This is a genomic window from Candidatus Binatia bacterium (genome assembly GCA_029248525.1).
GTDB lineage: Bacteria > Desulfobacterota > Binatia > UBA12015 > UBA12015 > UBA12015.
The window spans coordinates 30,609-49,115 of record JAQWJE010000057.1; the positions used below are offsets into that span (position 1 = coordinate 30,609).

The 18,507-nt window shown below is 59.2% G+C and carries 13 protein-coding genes; 8 read left to right on the forward strand and 5 right to left on the reverse strand.

From position 1 onward, the window contains the following. The first annotated feature begins 54 nt into the window (after nucleotides 1-54). From P8K07_18085 to P8K07_18105, 5 genes are all read left to right on the forward strand, one after another. The gene (locus tag P8K07_18085; GenBank protein MDG1960435.1) at nucleotides 55-1,065 is read left to right on the forward strand and encodes a sulfotransferase; all 1,011 of its coding nucleotides are present in this window, start codon (nucleotides 55-57) and stop codon (nucleotides 1,063-1,065) included. Nucleotides 1,066-1,134: 69 nt separating this feature from the next. Further along, entirely contained in the window at nucleotides 1,135-3,756 is a 2,622-nt protein-coding gene (gene alaS, locus P8K07_18090) for an alanine--tRNA ligase (protein MDG1960436.1), read from the forward strand. After that, entirely contained in the window at nucleotides 3,753-4,721 is a 969-nt protein-coding gene (locus P8K07_18095; protein ID MDG1960437.1) for a PhoH family protein, read from the forward strand. The genes alaS and P8K07_18095 overlap by 4 nt, the downstream gene beginning before the upstream one ends. Beyond that, nucleotides 4,721-5,158 (forward strand): rRNA maturation RNase YbeY, encoded by a 438-nt coding sequence (gene ybeY / locus P8K07_18100; protein MDG1960438.1) that lies wholly within the window; start codon nucleotides 4,721-4,723, stop codon nucleotides 5,156-5,158. Before P8K07_18095 ends, ybeY begins: the two co-directional genes overlap by 1 nt. A gap of 407 nt (nucleotides 5,159-5,565) precedes the next feature. Next, complete coding sequence (locus tag P8K07_18105; protein ID MDG1960439.1) at nucleotides 5,566-7,425, forward strand: glycoside hydrolase family 19 protein; 1,860 nt, start codon at nucleotides 5,566-5,568, stop codon at nucleotides 7,423-7,425. 60 nt (nucleotides 7,426-7,485) lie between these two features. On the opposite strand, the gene P8K07_18110 is transcribed toward P8K07_18105, so the two are convergent. Continuing rightward, on the reverse strand, nucleotides 7,486-8,709 hold the full coding sequence (locus P8K07_18110) for a cytochrome P450 (protein ID MDG1960440.1): 1,224 nt from the start codon (nucleotides 8,707-8,709) through the stop codon (nucleotides 7,486-7,488). A gap of 139 nt (nucleotides 8,710-8,848) precedes the next feature. Between P8K07_18110 and P8K07_18115 the strand changes: the two genes are divergently transcribed. Both P8K07_18115 and P8K07_18120 read left to right on the forward strand, forming a co-directional pair. Further along, nucleotides 8,849-9,211 carry a thioredoxin domain-containing protein gene (locus tag P8K07_18115; protein MDG1960441.1) on the forward strand — a complete coding sequence of 121 codons (363 nt, stop codon included), beginning with the start codon at nucleotides 8,849-8,851 and terminating at the stop codon, nucleotides 9,209-9,211. A 56-nt stretch (nucleotides 9,212-9,267) separates the two neighbouring features. Next, nucleotides 9,268-11,010: a family 20 glycosylhydrolase gene (locus P8K07_18120; protein MDG1960442.1), complete on the forward strand. Its 1,743-nt coding sequence runs from the start codon at nucleotides 9,268-9,270 to the stop codon at nucleotides 11,008-11,010. On the opposite strand, the gene P8K07_18125 is transcribed toward P8K07_18120, so the two are convergent. After that, the gene (locus P8K07_18125; protein ID MDG1960443.1) at nucleotides 11,007-12,479 is read right to left on the reverse strand and encodes an alpha/beta hydrolase; all 1,473 of its coding nucleotides are present in this window, start codon (nucleotides 12,477-12,479) and stop codon (nucleotides 11,007-11,009) included. The genes P8K07_18120 and P8K07_18125 overlap by 4 nt on opposite strands. Before the next feature lie 226 nt (nucleotides 12,480-12,705). Continuing rightward, complete coding sequence (locus P8K07_18130) at nucleotides 12,706-13,755, reverse strand: NAD(+)/NADH kinase (protein ID MDG1960444.1); 1,050 nt, start codon at nucleotides 13,753-13,755, stop codon at nucleotides 12,706-12,708. Nucleotides 13,756-13,872: 117 nt separating this feature from the next. On the opposite strand from P8K07_18130, the gene prfB reads away from it, so the two are divergent. Next, a protein-coding gene (gene prfB, locus P8K07_18135; GenBank protein ID MDG1960445.1) for a peptide chain release factor 2 occupies nucleotides 13,873-14,977 on the forward strand; the annotation gives its coding sequence in 2 pieces (ribosomal slippage) (nucleotides 13,873-13,932 and nucleotides 13,934-14,977; 1,104 coding nt in all). Here prfB and P8K07_18140 read toward each other — a convergent pair. Both P8K07_18140 and P8K07_18145 read right to left on the reverse strand, forming a co-directional pair. Then, nucleotides 14,959-17,367, reverse strand: a complete 2,409-nt coding sequence (locus tag P8K07_18140) for an aminotransferase class III-fold pyridoxal phosphate-dependent enzyme (protein MDG1960446.1) — start codon at nucleotides 17,365-17,367, stop codon at nucleotides 14,959-14,961. The two genes, prfB and P8K07_18140, sit on opposite strands and share 19 nt — an antisense overlap. Nucleotides 17,368-17,392: 25 nt before the next feature. Further along, the gene (locus tag P8K07_18145; protein MDG1960447.1) at nucleotides 17,393-18,505 is read right to left on the reverse strand and encodes a hypothetical protein; all 1,113 of its coding nucleotides are present in this window, start codon (nucleotides 18,503-18,505) and stop codon (nucleotides 17,393-17,395) included. Nucleotides 18,506-18,507 lie beyond the last annotated feature (2 nt).

Genomic DNA, 18,507 nt, shown 5'->3' on the forward strand with positions numbered 1-18,507 from the left:
TTGTCGAGAACTTCAGAGGTAGCCCGCCGCGCTCGCTTTGGCTAAACGTAAGCAGTGCAAAATCGCTTGATTTTTCTGGTGGGTGCCCCTCGATCAGGGACGACTCTCCTGGCCCGCATCCTCAGCGCGCATTCCGAGGTCGCCAGCCGAGCAGAACCCCATCTGATCACGCCTCTGGCACATCTGGGTTATTTTGGGAGTGTCCAAAAGGCCCCCTACGATCCCTTCAACGTCCAGCAGGCGATTCAGGAATTGGTATCGGACCTCCCGGGCGGAGAAGAAGACTACCTCACGGCGCTCCGAGCGTATACCGATTCCCTGTACGGCGCGATCCTCGAGCAAACTCCCGACAAGAAGTATTTTCTCGACAAGACTCCAGCCAACTCTCTGGTTCTTCCGTTTTTGACCAAGCTCTATCCGCAAGCCGGGTATATTGTCCTGACCCGACATCCCCTCGCGATCCTGTCCTCGTATGTGAACTCGTTTTTTGATGGGGACTACCAAGTCGCGATGGAGCATAACCCGATCTTGCAGCGGTACGTGCCGGCGCTGGCTCGGATGTTGCGCGAAAAGCCTGTGCCCTTTATCCCGATTCGCTACGAGGATTTCGTAGCCGATCCGGAAGCCGGTTTTCGCAAGATCTGTGAGCACCTCGATATTGCGTTTGAGTCGGCGGCTATCAACTATCAGGAGCAATCCGAGGAATTTCAGGGTCTCGGTGATCCGATCGGCGTCGGCCAACACGACCGCCCCGTCACCTCCTCGATCAAGCGTTGGGCCGTCGAGATCGCCACCAATCCGCAATCGCTGGCGCAGGTCCTGTCGATCGTTGATCAACTCGAAGACGAGGATCTCGAGATTCTGGGTTATCCCCGGGCACAGATTCTGGACGACCTGAACGAGGCGGCAAGCAGTGGCACCAAGCCGGCCAAGCGGAGTCGTCCGCTGCGCTACACCCTCGAGCGGAAACTCCTGATCGGTCTGCGGCGCAATATTCACAAAAACGTTCTGGGTCGGGTTCTCAAGAAGCTCCAATTTGCCCTCGATGTCATCCTGCGGGACTAGGCTGTTGACTGTAGGCTCGTCGAATCCGCAATCGTGCAGGACCCATGTTCCTTCTGTTAGTCTGGCAGTATGACCGGTACCGAGGTCCGACAATCCTTCCTTGATTTCTTCGCCACGCGAGGGCACCTCATTGTGCCGAGCGACCGGATCGTCCCTGCGAGTGACCCATCTCTGATGTTCACGAATGCCGGAATGGTGCCGTTCAAGAATGTCTTCCTCGGGACTGAGGATCCCCGGGCGCCCCGGGTGGCTGATTCCCAGAAGTGTTTGCGCATTTCCGGCAAGCATAACGACCTCGATGACGTCGGGCGGGATGTTTACCACCAGACTTTCTTCGAAATGCTCGGTAATTGGTCGTTTGGGGACTATTACAAGACCGAAGCGATCGAGTGGGCGTGGGAGTTGCTGACCGATGTCTGGGGGCTTCCCAAGGACAAACTCTACGCGACCGTTTTCGAAACGGACGACGAGGCAGCGGCGCTTTGGCCGAAGATCACCGACATCGACCCGGCCCATGTTCTTCGTTGCGGGGCCAAGGACAACTTCTGGGAGATGGGAGAGACGGGCCCCTGCGGACCCTGTTCGGAGGTTCATTTCGATCGAGGGCCCGAGGCTTGCGACCTGCCTCCGGGACACGAATGTGGCGTGAATTCCGAATGTGCCCGCTATATGGAAATCTGGAATCTTGTTTTTATCCAGAACGACCGGCAGGCCGACGGCAGCCTCGGTGACCTGCCCGCGCGTCATGTGGATACAGGGATGGGACTCGAGCGCGTCGTATCGATCTTGCAGGGGGGGAACGGGAACTACGACAGTGATCTTCTCCGAGGCTTGATCGGCGTTGCCGAGGAAATGAGCGGTCGTCCCTACCTGGGTGCCTACGGCGTCGAGGACGTGGCGTTTCGTGTCATCGCCGACCACGCGCGTGCGGTCGCTGTCATGATCGGGGATGGCATTCTTCCTTCGAATGAAGGCCGTGGATACGTCCTGCGCCGTCTGTTGCGGCGCGCGGCGCGCCAGGCGCATGTTCTCGGTATCGAGGGAGCTTTTCTCGGACGCGTGACCGATCAGGCCGTCGAAGTTCTGGGTTCAGCTTATCCGGAGTTGATCGAGCATCGGGCCCGGATTGGCCAGACAGTGGCCTCGGAAGAGGAACGCTTCGGAGAGACGCTCGACAAGGGTTTGGGTCTTCTCACCGATGAGCGTCGCAAGATGAAAAGTCGTGGTGAGGATCGGTTGTCCGGTGAGGTCGCCTTTCGTCTCTACGATACCTATGGGTTTCCCTTCGATTTGACCGAGGATATCCTGCGCGGGGAAGGCCTGTCTGTCGACCGCGAGGGGTTTGATCAATCGATGGACGCCCAACGCGCGCGAGGTCGCGAGGGTGCTCGTTTCTCGACGGCCACCGGCGGTGGTTTTGGCGACGAGAAATCGGCCTTTGTCGGCTACGATCAGGAGGCGGCAGAGTCGAATATTCTTGCGCTGGCTTTTGATGGAGCTCCGATGGAGCGAGCAGAGGTCGGCGCAACGGTCGAGATCGTTGCAGCGGAAACGCCCTTCTACGGAGAGTCCGGTGGCCAGGCGGGCGATGGCGGGTTTATCGAGTTGGCCGATGGCGGGCTTGTGGAGGTGCAGGACACGCTCAAGCCACGGCAGGATTTGATCGTCCATCGTGGGAAGGTTTTGCGGGGCTCGGTTACGCCAAATGCAGCCGCAACGTTCCGGGTGGATCATGAGCGTCGCGAGGCCACGCGGCTGAACCATTCGGCTACGCATATTCTGCACGCAGCCCTGCGAGAATTTCTGGGCGAAGAGGTCCATCAGGCGGGCTCGTTGGTGACAGCCGAGCGGCTCCGTTTCGATTTCACCTATGGCAGTCGTGTCGATACCGAGAAGCTTGTCGCGATCGAAGATTGGGTAAACGCACGGATTCGCGAAAATGTGCCTGTCAGTGCGACCGAGATGGCGTTCGACGATGCGCTCGCGGCCGGAGCTCTGGCTTTCTTCGGAGACAAATACGGAGACCAGGTTCGTGTCCTGCAGATGGGGGATTTTTCGGTCGAACTCTGCGGAGGCACCCATGTTTCCCGAACCGGGGATATCGGCTTGTTCAAGATTGGCGCGGAATCTGCCGTGGGAGCTGGTGTCCGTCGGATCGAGGCGGCTACCGGAAGTGTGGCTCTCGCTCAGGTGCGGGCTCGGGAAGAAGAGATCCGTGGACTGTCGAGCTTGTTGAAGACCGACGAGCGCGAATTGGCTCCGCGAATCGAGAAGTTGCTGGCCCAGCAAAAAGAACTCGAGAGGAAAATCGAGTCTACCGAAGCGAAGCTCGCCTCGGGTGCTTCGCGTGACCTGATGGAAGGCGTGCAGGAGATCGCCGGGATTCGGGTTTTGGTCCAGCGGGTCGACGGGGGCGCGAAGGTTTTGCGAGGGCTTGCTGATCAGTTGCGCGACAAGCTCGGCTCCGGCGTGGTTGTGCTCGGCGGGGTCGATGGCGCCAAGGTCGTTCTTTTGGCTGCCGTGACAGCCGATCTGACGGAGAAGATTCAGGCGGGACAGATTATTCGAGAAATTGCGCCCATCGTTGGCGGTGGAGGCGGGGGGCGTCCCGATTTCGCCCAGGCCGGAGGCAAGGACCCCGCAAAGCTGGATGCGGCTCTGGCCCGCGTCCATGAGTTTCTTGCCGAATGAGCGATCCTGGAACACAGCCTCTCTGCAGCGTTCGGGTCGAGGTCCCGGATGCAAGTTTGCTCAACGCGTTGTTGGGGCAGCATGACGAGCATTTGAAGATTGTGGAAGAGGGCACCGGAGTTCAGGCGGTTGTTCATGAATCGATGATCGAATGCCGCGGGGACGAGGAGCAGACGGAACTCGGTGCAAGAGTGCTGCGCGAGTTATTGGAATTGCTGGCTCGCGGCTACCCACTCTATCGCTCCGATGTCGGATACGCGGTGAGGATTCTCTCTGCCGATAGCCAGGCTCGCTTGCACGAGATCTTTCTGGATACGATTTATATTTCGGCTCATCAGCGTACGATTGCCCCGAAATCGGTGGCGCAGAAGTATTATATCGATCTGATTCGCAAAAGAGATATTGTTTTCGGGATCGGACCGGCCGGCACAGGAAAGACCTATCTTGCCATGGCAATGGCTGTCGCAGCGCTGCTGCGAAACGATGTGACGCGTATTGTTCTGGCGCGACCGGCTGTGGAAGCTGGTGAACGGCTCGGATTTCTGCCGGGTGATCTGGCCGAAAAGGTGAACCCCTATCTGCGGCCCCTTTACGACGCCTTGAACGATATGGTCGACCCCGCACGCGCCAAGAAATATATGGAACACGGAACCATCGAGGTCGCTCCCCTAGCGTTCATGAGAGGTCGCACCTTGAATGATTCCTTTGTGATTCTCGATGAAGCGCAAAATACGACACGCGAGCAGATGAAGATGTTTCTCACCCGCCTCGGCTTTGGCTCGAAAGCCGTCATTACCGGAGACGTCACCCAGACCGACCTTCCTGAAGGGAAAAAGTCGGGTCTGGTCGAAGCGCGGGAGCTTCTGAGCAAGATTGACGATATCGGGTTCGCGACTTTCACCGAACGTGATGTGGTCCGGCATCCATTGGTCCAGAGCATCATTACCGCCTACGATCGACGTTGATGGCTGATGTCAGCGTCACGGCTCGCGGCGAGTGGGCGCGCTATATCGAGCCTGTCGAAGAGGCAGCTCTGTTCTGGCTTGCCCTTCTCGACAAGCACGAAAGCGAACTGTCGATCCTTTTGACTGACGATGAGGAAATCCATCGCTTGAATCAGGCTTATCGCCAACGTGATCGTCCGACCGATGTGCTGTCTTTCTCGCAGCGAGAAGGCGACTTTCCCGGGCCCGCCGCCGTTCTCGGCGACGTGGTGATCTCAATGGATACAGCCCACCGGCAGGCGCACGAACGGGGCCATTCTTTTGATGTCGAGCTTCTGGAATTACTTGCCCATGGTCTTCTGCACCTATTGGGTTACGACCATGAGATTTCCGCAGCCGAGCACGAGCGCCACCTCGGCAAGCAGGCCGAGATTCTCGCTGCGTTTGCAGCTCGCTGACCAACCGCGGGCAGGCTGCTGATTGCCGATCGCAGTCCTCCCCCGAAACGACATGGCAAGTCGCAGATTGTCCTGTCCTGTGAGAACCACACCTGTCACCCCTCGAGGACGGTCGCGGATCGAGACCGGCGCTTGCGTCCGCCGGGCCTACCGTAAAATCAGGGAATGACTCTGGCATGAGGGTTGCATTCGTTTCGGTCCAGTCAAAAGTGCAATCGCCATGATGCCTGCAGGCAGCTGCCTCCGTATCCGGGATTTTCATTTCCCCCGGATGCGACGATCGGCGCCGCTGCGGATTTTTCTGCAGCCCTGAATCCCCGTCTCCTTTGCCGGGCAGGGTTTCGGATTGCATCACCTGGCCATCCGGAAATTCAGGGCGAGGTCGGCACGGAAAGAGTATGGAAACTATGAAACGATATAAGCCTGAGAATAAATTCAGCCGCTATCTGCGGATCATTACTTTGGGAATTGCAGTTCTTGCAGGGGGGGCGATTCCGGCAGAAGCCGCAAGCGAATACCAGCCTGGCGCGATCTATGTCGGAGGCGAGGAGGTTTGTCTGGAAGGTGACCTGTTCACGACGAAATGGTGGGCGGGAGCATCGGACAAGCCTTCGGACGTTGATGTGGTCGATCAGGCCTGGGAGACGCCGTGGCAGCGCCTTGCCGTGAATTCGGACGTTTGCAACGGCGATGGTTCGGCGAATCAGGGCCCCGCGAATGAACCGGTGGCCGAAGAGGGTCCGGCGGGTGGAGTCGATGAATTCGCGGGTCCGGAAGCTGACCCTGAAGATATCATCGTCCCCGAGGATCCGACGCCGGCACTCCCTGTCGGAGGCGACGAACCCACAACCGATCCCTCGGGCTGTCCTTCCTGGAACGGTGATACGGTCTATCTCGGGGGAGTGACGGTATCTTATGCTGGAGAAAACTGGGAGGCGCAGTGGTGGACGCGAGGAGATACGCCGGGAACAACCGGACCTTGGGGCGTTTGGCGCCGATCGGAAAACCCGACGGAGTCGTCGTGTGCTTCCGAAGCCGGACCTATGCCAGTTGTGAACCCTGTTGCGGAGGACCCCCCGGAGGAAAATTCCGCACCGGATCTGAATTCGGATCCCGTCGTGGATTCGGATCCTCTCGTGCCGGCATCAACGACGGTCGCTTTGAGCGAGCTTCTGGAAACCGAAGTGGCTCTGACCAGTGGTTCCTTGATGGCGGAGGTGAAGTTCTCCATTCAGACACGAGACAATGACATCGTGGAATCTGTCACGCCGCAGGATCCGGGAAATCCGGAGAACGTAAAGCGTGTTGAATCGATCGTGGATGCGAGTCGTTGGGCCTATTTCTTCCCCCGACGAGCGCCCGAGTACACGTATACGAACTTTCTCCGCGCAATCGCCAAATTCCCGGCGTTCTGTGGCACCTATGCCGATGGCCGCGATTCGGACGCCATCTGCCGGAAAGCTCTTGCCACAATGTTTGCTCACTTCACACAGGAAACGGGCGGACACACCATCGCCTGGCCCGAGGCCCAGTGGCGTCAGGGATTGGTCTACGTGCGGGAGTTGGGTTGGAGTGAGGATGCCCCGAACGGATATGGAATCTGTGACCCCGCCAGTTGGCAGGGCGATACATGGCCATGTGCGGTATTCCCGCAAGGCCATCCGGCCAGCGATCAATACAAAAGCTATTTCGGCCGTGGCGCCAAGCAGCTGAGCTACAATTACAACTACGGTCCGTTCTCCGAGGCGATGTTCGGCGATGTGACGGTCCTGTTGGAGCAACCGAATCTGGTTGCGGACACCTGGTTGAATCTGGCGAGTGCGATCTTCTTCTACGTCTACCCGCAGCCGCCCAAGCCCTCGATGCTGCATGCCCTCGACGGTACCTGGGTTCCCAATGCGCATGACCTTGCCGGCGGCCTCGAGCCGGGGTTCGGTGTCACGACTCAGATTATCAACGGTGGCGTAGAATGCGGGGGACCGACAGAGCATGGTCAGTCGGTCAATCGAATCGAATATTATCGAAACTTTGCCCGCGAGCTTCAGGTTCCATTGGCGGCGAGTGAAGTTCTCGGTTGTGCGAATATGCAACGATTCGACACGCAGGGCTCCGGAGCACTGGCGATCAATTGGGAGCAGGACTGGACGAGCCCCAATGCCTGTCAGCTAGTTAGCTACCAGACGCCATTCTCCGCGTTCCTCGATGGAGATTATGTACGCTGCGTCGAGAGCTTCTTCGATGTCACCATCCTGGACGACCTCGATTAGGGAAAACAGGGAACCGCCCGGGCAACCAGCCCGGGCGGTTCGGTTTTCGAGCCTTGTGTCTCAGGTATCGAAACGGACTTGAAGTTTGTCCGGGGAGCGAAAGGCGACTCCGACCATATGGGACTCTTCTTGTTCGTCGAGGCGCAGTCCGGGTAATCTCTCGAGCAAGCGCGCCACGGCACGCTGCGCTTCCATCCGCGCGAGATGGGTGCCGAGGCAGAAATGTGCACCGAAACCGAAGGCCAGATGTTCGCTGGTGTTTGCGCGTTGCAGGTCCAGCCGATCACCATCGGGGAATTTCTGCTCATCTCGATTGGCCGACCCGATGGCCGCCATGATCAAAAGCCCTGGCGGGATTGGCACACCTGCGATTTCGACTTCGCGGGTCGTCTCGCGGCTGACGTATTGTACCGGGGATTCCCAGCGCAAAACTTCCTCGAGGATGGGAGCCATGCTCTCGGGGCGCGACCGCGCGGCAGCCATCGCCTCGGGGTGGGTCAGCAGGGCGTGGAGAATGGTCCCGGTGAATCGGTAGGTGGTTTCCGCGCCTGCAGGAAGCAGCAGTCGGAGAAAACTCAAAATTTCTTCTTCGAGGAGGGCTTCATCATCGATCCGCGCATGTGCGAGTGTCGACAGTAGATCGTTCTTCGGCTCTTTGCGCCGTTCTTCGACGATAGGTTTGAGGTGGTCCACGATATGTTGTGCTGCTGCGAAGCCGGCTTCGGGGTCGTCGTAAACACTGATGAGTTGGAGTGCCCACGTATGAAACTGATGGTAGTCCTCGATGGGAACTCCGATCAGGTCGGCGATGACGCGAATGGGGAAGGTATAGGTAAATTGCTTGACCAGGTCGGCTTGACCATCGTTTACGAATTCGTCGATTAAATGGTCGATGGAGGAATCAATCACCGACGATGCTGTCTCGCGGATAGCACGCGGTGAGAAGCTCGGCGTGATCAGGCGGCGCTGGCGCAAATGCTGCTTTCCGTCCATTTCGATGATCGTGCTGCCCATGACCAGGCCGATCCCCTTCGCGTTGGCGATCGACGAGAAGGTTTCTGCATCGCGCAGGACACGGTTCACATCCTCATAGCGAGTGACCAGCCACGTATCTCCGAGCTCACTCTGAATCTTTCTTACGGGCTCGTGCACACGCATATGGGCATAGACGCGGTGTACATCGCGAACCGGGCTCATCATGCCACCCTTGAAGAGCTCACTTGGGCGCGGGGGCTTTGCCTGGCCCCCTTCTGGTTCGTTGGTTGTCGCCATCAGAATCTTCACCTCGCAGGTCGATCGATTGATTTACCAATCGTCCCCCACTGACGTTGACGAAGCTGGCCTCCCGGGTCAAGCGGCAAGGCCTGACCAATCGGTCGGGCCAAGAGTTCCCAGAGATAGCGATGATGGGTAGAGTCGCTTTGTGAAAGTCGAGAACTGGATGATGGAAGTACGCGATACAGACTTCGAGCGAGAAGTTCTGGAGCGATCCCACAGTATCCCTGTTTTGGTCGATTTCTGGGCACCATGGTGTCGCCCCTGTGAGGTTGTCGGTCCGGTTCTGGAAAATCTTGCCGATGAATTCGAAGGCCGATTTCTGCTCGCCACAGTCGATATCGACCAGAACCCCCGGGCCTCGGCCAACTATGCCGTGCGCTCCATTCCGCTGGTGCTGGCGCTTCGCGACGGCGAGGTTCTGGCTCAGCTGGTCGGCGTGCAAAGCGAGGGCGTCTACCGGCAGTTGGTGGAAAATTTGCTGCGGAGCGACGACGGGGCATCTGTATGACATGGATGAGCCAGATCTTTCCTGCGCCACGAGAGTGCAAGCAGCGCTCGGAGGAAATGCTTTCCTGGCCACTCCAGATCGAAGTGCTGGTCGACCCGGCTCTTCCCGAGCAAGGGTATCGCCTCGAACTCGCGATGGGTACCGCGTCGATCACCTGTCGGGATGCGGCCGGAGAAAGGTATGCGAGAGATACGCTCCGCCAGTTGGAGATAGCCTGCCCCGGTGCGGTTCCCGAATTGGAAGTTCTGGACTGGCCTGAATTTCCGGTTCGCGGCTATATGCTCGATATCAGTCGTGACCGGGTCCCGACCCGGGAGACTCTGGCTGAAATTGTTCGATTTCTTGGTCGTATCCGTATCAACCACCTCCAATTATATACCGAGCATACTTTCGCCTACGAAAATCATGCCTCGGTCTGGCGGGAGTCCTCGCCGATGACCAGTGAGGATATTCGGTGGCTGGATGGCGTCTGTGGCGAAGCAGGGATCGAATTGGCAGCGAATCAAAACTGCTTCGGCCATATGGGTCGATGGCTCAAGCATGAGGAGTACCGTGACCTCGCGGAGGCCCCCGACGGTTGGAAGATGAGTCTGGGAATCGAGATGCCGGCATCTGTTTTGCGGCCGGTGCCCGAGAGCCTGGCTCTGGTTACGGAACTTCTGGACGAATTGACGCCTCATTTCACCAGTCGTCGCGTCAATATCAATTGCGATGAGACCTTCGAGCTGGGCAAGGGCTTCAGCGCAGCCGAGGTGGAAGCGAGGGGGGTGGCAAGAGTCTATCTTTCCTTTGTGAGGCAGGTCGTCGATCACCTTCAAGCCGAGGGGAAAGAGGTTCTTTTCTGGGGCGATGTTCTGCGGAACCACCCGGAGTTGCTCGAGGAATTACCCGACCGCGATCTTGTGGCTCTGGTCTGGCACTACGAAGCTCCGTCGGCTCAGGAGAAGGTTCCGGCGTGGGTGATGCCGATTCTCTCGGAATTCGGCATGACGGAGGAGTCCTTGCAGGGGTTTGCCTATCACGTTCGTAACTTTGCGAGCGCCAACATTCCTTTCTGGGTTTGTCCGGGAACGTCGAGCTGGAATTCGTTGGTGGGGCGTCTGTCGAACGCACGAGCCAATCTCGAGGATGCCGCCCGTGTGGGCGCTGCTGCTGGCGCAACGGGCTACCTGATCACGGATTGGGGCGATAATGGGCATATGCAGCCTTTTGTGGTGAGTATGCTGCCCCTGATCGAGGGGGCCGGGCTGAGTTGGTGTCGCGAAACGCACGAGCGGGAGGATCTGGCCAGCGTTTTTGACCGGATCGGTTTTGCCGAACCGGTCGAGGGCCTGGGTCGCGCCTTGGAGCGCCTCGGATCTCTATGTGAGAAAACTGGCCTCACCGGGATCAACGGAAGCCCGCTCCATGAAAAATTGGTGGGTGGCGGCATGCCCAGTGACGGGACAATCGACCCCGATGGTGTTCGCTTTATCCTGCAGGAGCTCGAGGATCTGATGGACGAGTTGCCGGAAATCGGGATGCCCTCCGATCAGGCCGATACGCTTCGTCTGGAGTTGGCGGCCGCAATGCGACTTGCTCGTCAGGGTGCATGGATTCTGGCGCAGGAGGCGGGCCTGGAAGCACCCGCACCCGAACCGCTGGCAGTCGACTTGCTCGAGGCCATCGAGTGGCAAAAAACTGCGTGGCTTCGCCGCAGTCGGCCGGGTGGGCTCGACGATAGTCTGCGCCGTTTGCGCGCTGCCGTGGACCGGCACCGGAGCGCCAACGCGACGGCTGGTTTCCTCCTGCCGGATTAGTTGCCGAGCCTCCGGGGTGCATCGATAAACGCCGGGCTCGCAAAGCCAACCGGGCGTTCCGGGCAGGCGAAGGCTCCTATATTCTGGGGTTCCGCGCGGTATTGGCGAACGGAGTCCTCCCGACCAGCGATCGTCGAGGCACAATATTGTGTTGCGGCCCCCAAAAGGAATCGCAGACTCACCGCGCCTAGAGGTGCGTTTTCCAGAGACGGCATCCCGGCACCCTTGCCGACGATTTTCAGGAATCCGTTTTTGAGGCGCACGCGGACATCGGCTTCGGTGCCACCCTGGGGAGCCTTGTAGCGATAACCGCGAGCGGCATCCGGGCCGATCGCTGTCCATCCGGCGGCAGGCAATTCGATGACAAAGTGGTCATCGAGAGTCCCGTCGGGACGATAGATCTCCAGCCTTGCGCCATTCACCGTCGGATCACTTTCGCTCAGGGCCAAAGGCGCCACCGGCGGTACGAGGTTTTGAGGTGAGGTTTTGACAAGGAAAGTGAGTTTCCGCCGGCGAAGGTTGGGCGGCGTGCGAGCGTCATCCTTGAGTTGGAGCTTTGTCGCCGGAACCATCCGGGGTTCTGGTTCGACGTCCCAGACCTGTGTATTCATGAAGCGCACCAGCAGATCGACAAAACCGAGACTGTCGATCGTCTGGTTGAAAAAACCGCAATGCCCACCGTTGGCCAGTCGGTAATACTCGTACGGGATGTCGTTGGCGATCAATTGCTCTTCGACCAGATCCGGCAAGACCACCGGAACCGTGCCGTCGCCGACCGTATGCGCCATAAACACGGGTGGGTCGTCGGGGTCGAACCCCGTGAGCATTGCGCCGCCGCAGAAGTTGAGGATGCCATGAACCTTCGCAGTCTCATTCGGATTGTTGATGGCAAGTGGTGTTTGTCCCGGCAGGTCCGTGAAATAATCTTCGTCATCGGTGATGCCGGCATGCAGGGAAATGAAGCCACCTGCGGATGTCCCGCCGATGAAGATCCTGTCGGTATTGATCCCGAGAGTATCGGCGTTGGCCCGCAGCCAGCGGATGGCTCTTTTGGCATCCACAGCCGATGCATGGACAGCCTTCGCGATGTCCGGGTAGTAGAAAACGTAGTTTGGGTCGGCGGGTGGATTCTGCCACTTCAGGCGGTAGGTGATGGAGACGGCTAGATAGCCGCGGCTTGCGAAGGCCGAGGATAGCCACGACATGCCCTCTCGATTCCCGCCGGTGAAACCGCCCCCATGCACAAAAACCATGACGGGTTTGTTCTGGTCGGGATTGCCCTCGGGCTCATAGATATCGAGCTGGAGGTCGAAGACGTTGCTCCCGCCGCCGGTCGCACCCTGGCCGTATGTCACGCCGTTGGTTCGGGTGACCTCCCAGAGGGCCTCGTCGTAGGCTCCATGGGCAAGATTCTGCGTGCCGATAATCAACAGTGCGGGCAGCGCCCATTTCAACAAATTTCGTAACATTCTACTCCCTCGATCGGAGTCTATACCAAGGATCTTGAGCGCGTAAATATTAGTTCGCGAAAGGAGGATTGGTCTGGGTCAAGCAGTCGAAAACCTTGATGAATCGGTTGTTTTCGAGGTCCCTGCCGCCTTTGGCTTCCTGTGAGATAAAGGTGGCTTGCGGCCGTATGGCAGGTGATTGAGCGGCTGATGCGGCAGAACGCTCGTGGTCCGGCGCATCGATCGGTCAACAACACCCGGGGGCACCGCCGTGGGAATCCTTGAAGGTCCCCCGGTTCAGGTAGAGTCCCTCAAGGGCTGCCTGGCGAAGCGCGCGGTCCACATTCAGAACCTGCGGACCATCACGGACAATCTGCAGACGGACGGGTTCGCCTGCGGGCAAGGTAATCTCTCGGTCACCATCGAAGGCGAGGACACCCGGGCCTCGGATTTCAAAAACTTCACCCAGCGCGATCTTGCGGATCTCCTGAACGTGGACTGTTCGATAGAGCCCCGGCGAGATCGGTGCGAGCAGGGCACGGCCCCCGCCGGAATGATCTGTGCAAATCACATGGACCCCGAAATCATCCTCGGCCCGGCACGGCATCAAAAGTCCGCCGATTGGTGACATGCCGATTGCCGCGGGCTCGGCTCGCGTCAAGATGACGTCACGCAACATCTCCGGAGCGAAGGGCATGCGGTTGCCGGCGTGGTCACCCTCGAGCCTTACCGCATCGATCAGGCCGAGCGTTTTCCGTCCTTGTGCTTCGACCCGAATGATCTTGGCCTGATCGGCGACGTCTCGAAGCGCCAGCCGTTCAGAGGCAACCAGCCCCGCGGCCGCGCCTGCCATCGTCGCTTCCACGAGGCTGGGGAATACATTGTTGGTTCCGGTCGAGATGGGGACGAGTGGTGCGTCCGGCCATACGTCGGCAATGACGCGATTGGTCCCATCCCCACCGAGCACCACGATGGCTCCGCATCCACGGGCTCGCATCTGGCGAGCCGCCTCCTGCGTGTCGGCAGGGCGCAGGCACGCTTCCACATCGAGAACTTCGACCTCGAGATCGACGCCGATCGGTTCCAGAGCTGCGGTGGCCGCGCGCATGGGATCTCGCATGACCATGACTTTGCGCGCACCGGCCGCCGCGACACCTACCGCGATCCGAGCGACCTGATTACGTTTGGCCTCGAGTGTTTGCTGTTGTGCACGAGCAGCGAGTCGCCGAACGTCTCGTCCGGATGAAGGATTTACGAGGATGCCGACAGCGCCGCGGGGTGGATTGATCTCGGTCATGGGAATTGATTATCCGCTCAGCACTCGAATTGCACCGGCTCGGCTTTGCTTGCCTGGCGGTGGCGATGGCGGTGGGCGGATGGCTGCGCTATCACCAAAACAGCGATGAGTGCGAGTATGCAAGTGGCAGAAGGGCGAGAACGGCGGGAGAAGCTCGGAGAGCGCGTGGATGCGCTCGGGAGGCATCTTTGACCTCGCTCAACTCAAGGACCGTGTAGCCGAACTGGACGAACTCTCGTCCAGTGATGATCTCTGGCAGGATCAGGATCGGGCGCAGGAAGTTTTGCGTGAGCGCGCCGGGATCAATGGCCGTATCGAGATCCTGGAACGCCTGACCGCTGGCCTCGAAGACGTGGATGTCTTTCTGGAGATGGCGGCAGAGGGCGAAGAAGAAGGTCTTGTCGAAGCGGAAACGCGCCTTGCGGATCTCGAGTCCTCGACCAGCAAGATGGAGTTCGAGCGCATGCTTTCGGGCGAACACGATCGCAGCAATGCGATCGTCAATCTGAATCCGGGCGCGGGGGGACTCGAAGCTCAGGACTGGGCCGAGATGTTGATGCGGATGGTCCTCCGATGGGCTGAAAGGCGCGAATTCGAGGTCGAGTTTGTCGAGGAGTTACCCGGCGAGGGCGCGGGTATCAAAAGCGCTACCTTCCTGGTCAAGGGCGAGTTTGCATACGGCTACCTCCGCGCGGAGGCGGGAATCCATCGTCTGGTACGAATCAGTCCTTTTGACGCAAACGCGCGACGTCAGACTTCCTTTGCGGCGATTTTTGTCACACCGGAAATTGATGATGATATCGAGATCGAGGTGCGCGACGAGGATTTGCGGATCGATACCTATCGCTCATCCGGCGCCGGCGGCCAGCATGTGAACAAGACGGATTCTGCGGTTCGATTGACGCATACGCCGACTGGAATTGTCGTCGCTTGTCAGAACGAACGGTCGCAACACAAAAACAAGGCGACCGCGATGAAGGTTCTGAAATCAAGGCTCTACGAACTGGAGCTGGAAAAGCAGCGAGAAGAAAAAGAGCAGATCGCGGGTTCCAAGCAGAAGATCGATTTTGGCAGCCAGATCCGCTCTTACGTTCTCCATCCCTATCGGATGGTCAAGGACCATAGGACCAACCACGAAGTCGGGAATACGGATGCGGTCCTCGATGGCGACCTTGATTCTTTTATCGAAGCGGAGCTCCTGCGTCAGGCCGAAGAAGCCTGACCGGCCGTTCCCTGTAAAGCTGCAGACAATCGTCGCACGGCCTCATTGGATTCTTCTTCCGATAGAATTAGTGGCGGTGCGAGGCGCACGACGCGGTCTTCGTGCAGGGTCCACCCCAGCAATACCTCGCGCATGCGACAGCCCTCGACGAAGCACGCGCAATCTCCCGGTGATTCGAATTCGAGGCCGATCAACATTCCGAGGCCCCGAACTTCGACCAAGCCGCCTCGGCCGACCAATTGCTGGAGCCGTTCGAGAAGCGAGCGGCCCATGAGAGCGCTGCGTTCGGGAAGGGATTGTTCCTCGAGAATATCGAGGCTGGCGAGGGCCGCGGCACAGCAAACCGGGTTCCCGCCAAAGGTCGTGACATGTCCCAGAGGGGGATCGTTGGCCAGGCAGGCCAGAATTTCCGGTGAGGATACGAAGGCCCCCAGAGGCAAGCCACCCCCCAGGGATTTGGCAAGGACAAGGACATCGGGGACGGCTTCAGGCCAGTGCTCGAACCCAAAGAATTTCCCGGTGCGTCCGAACGCGGTCACAACTTCGTCGAAAACCAGAAGTGCGCCGACTTCGCGGCAGCGCTCGCGGAGTTGCGCGAGAAAGTTTCGGCTCGGGACGCGCACGCCAGCTTCGGCCTGGACCGGCTCGACAAAGACGCCGGCGGTCGTCTCGTCGATCAGGTTCAATGCGGCGGTATCGTCCCAGGGGATCTGCTCGACATTTTCCAGCAAGGGTCGAAAGGGTTCTCGGTAGACAGGATTCCCGCCGAGAGCGACCGCGCCGGTAGTATCGCCGTGGAAAGCTCCTTCAAAGGAAAGCACCCGGGAGCGGCCCGTAGCCTTGCGAACAAGCTTCAGAGCGCCTTCGATCGCCTCGGCGCCGCTGTTGGTGAAGTATGTGGATTGTAAATTCTCCGGAAGCCGGGCCGCCAGCCTTTCGGCTAATTTGACCTGAGAGTCGAGTGCATCCTCGCCATAGACCATCACATGGGTGTAGAGCCTTGCCTGCCGAGCGACGGCGCCGGCAACGCGCGGATGGGCGTGTCCGATTGCTGCCACGCCAATGCCCGCGAGCAGGTCCAGATGCTTCCTTCCATCCGCGGTATGGACCCAGCATCCTCGGGCCGAGGTGACTTCCAGAGCACGCGGTGCATCGGATGTTTGTGCCACATGCTTGCGAAAACGCGACCGCAATTGGGGGCTGGTACTGAATCGTTCATCGCGAATGGTCATCAGCCAAGATGCCACCGGATGCCAGTCGGCAGGTGGGTTTTGCATCTCGGCGATCGTGCAGATGCGTCGCGCCCCCGAGGATTGCAGGATTGAAATCTCCGGAGCGTCCCGTGTAACGCCGATACACTCAAGGTTGTCTCGGAGGGGTACCAGTTGGGATTTGAGTTCGGTCGGGTCCCTGTAGGGGTGGAAGCGGATCATCCGGTCCAGAGGGCAGGGTTCTATTTGTGCCTGGGTCGTGACTTCGACCCCGAAGCCCTCCGCATGACCGCCCAGAAGGGCCAGACTCCGTCCACCAACGACCGCGATCTCTGCGGCATCCACCGCTTGTCGGAAAGAGGTTGCTTCGCCATCGGGGAGGGGCCGACGGGGCCAGATATTCTGTTTTACTCGCAGCGCCTCCGCGAGTTGCTTGGCGAGGGGCAGAGCATCCACCGCGGACGGTAAAAGAATTGCCTGCGGGGAGAGGCAGCCGTGCTGATCGAGTATCGCGATCTGTTCCGCCAGAGCCTCGATCTCGAGATCATCGGTCGAGCTTCCCAGAATGGCGACACTGATCCGAGGGCCTTGCGCGATCACGCGATCCTGTCCGAGGCTCCGCCAGTGATCGATCGCGTCGGCGCCGCCATAAACAAGGATTCGATCGGCGAGAGCCGCGATACGCTCCTCGATGCTCCGATCCCCACCTTTCCAATAGACAGCCCGGCAGCTCGCCGCGATCACCGGGGAAACCTGTCGGAGGGATTCGAGGAAATGACGGGCCAGATGCGGCTCACCCTCCGCAGATTTAAGCAGGAGGGGCGTTCCGAGGCCGAGCGCGAGAGCTATGGGAGGGATGGCCAAACCGGGAGTGTTTTGCGCGAGAATTGCGGCGACCAGATTCGGGGCCTGATGATTACCGGATGCACTTTCGGCCTCGGCAAGGACTCTTTCCAGATGAGGAGCTCGCCATGCCTCGAGAGTGCGTCTCAGGGAGACCGTTACGGCAGCATGTGCGTATCCGGTAGCGTGCGAAATATCCTCGCAGGCATTCCGGAAAGCAATATTACCGTCCAGCCAGAGCCCCAGAACCTTGTCGAAATCCGCGATTCGTTGGTGCCGCGGAATTTCTCGCAACGCCGCCTTCGAACGTTCGAGTTCCTCGAGGGCTTGCTTCACTCCGGATTTCTTCGATGCAATCAAATCAATTTCTCGAGGTTTCCGACGCGACCTTGGTCGAGTCAAGCAGGTGTTCAAGAGCGAGGGCGCAACCACGTGGCTCCGCGCCGGCAAGGCGGCCCCGCAATTGAAGGAATTCACCATCAACGACACCCAGATCTTCGGTCTGAATGGCCATGAGCGAGAGTGCATTTGCCAAGTCGAGATGGCGGAGGAGTCCGGCTTCTCCGTCGGGCAGGACCTCGAGTGTTTCAGGATCCACCGCTACTGAGCGCAGCCACGGGGGCGCAGCCTTGCGGCGCTTTGCATTCGAGCCAGCGAAGCGTCGTTCCAGCACATTATCATAGTACTGCGAGGAGAGTTCCGTCATCCCATATTCATTGATGCAATAGTACCCGGGGATTCCAAGATGCTCCCAGCTGGCACGAAGGAAGCCCGCGTCGGATAGCGTTCGTCCACCCTTGGGTCCCCCCGTATCGACAATCCGGCTATTGGCAGCAAATTCGATCTGAGTCTTCTTTATGCGCAAATGATCCAGAAGCGCGGTGAAGACGGCTCGCACTCCAATCAGGCAGACCGGACGAGAGTCCAGAGCGAGCGAACGCAATTGTGCGGTGGCTGATGCCGGGTCGAACGGACCATCGCCGACCAGGTAGCTGGCCGGGGCTCCGTCGAGATCTTCCCGAATCCATTCGACCATTTGCACCAGAGAGGAATCAGGGAGAGTTTCTGGCCCGGCCATCAAGCCGATGATCCGCGGCACCGCACCATCCGGCAAGACCATCGCCCGAAATTGCCGCAAGGCAGACGCCCGATAGAGTGAGAGGTCCGGCATAAGGTGCCGGCCGCGACGTTCCTTTCCCGCCGTAGTCCCGCTGGTCAAGAAAATTCTTTCCGGGCTGCTGCAGGTTAGATCGAGGGCCTTGAATGCGCTCGTGGGCACTGCGGGAATATCCTGCCAATGCTCGATTGCATCCGGGGTTTGTCCGCGCCTCTCGGCAAATTTTCGGTAAGGTTCGCAGTGTGCGAACTGAAACTCGAAAATCTCCAACGCAAGTTCTTCGAAGGGGAAATCCACTTCGCTCGCCTCGGAGATTGCGTTTCTGACGCGCAAGGCGAGGTTTTTAGAATCTGTCACGA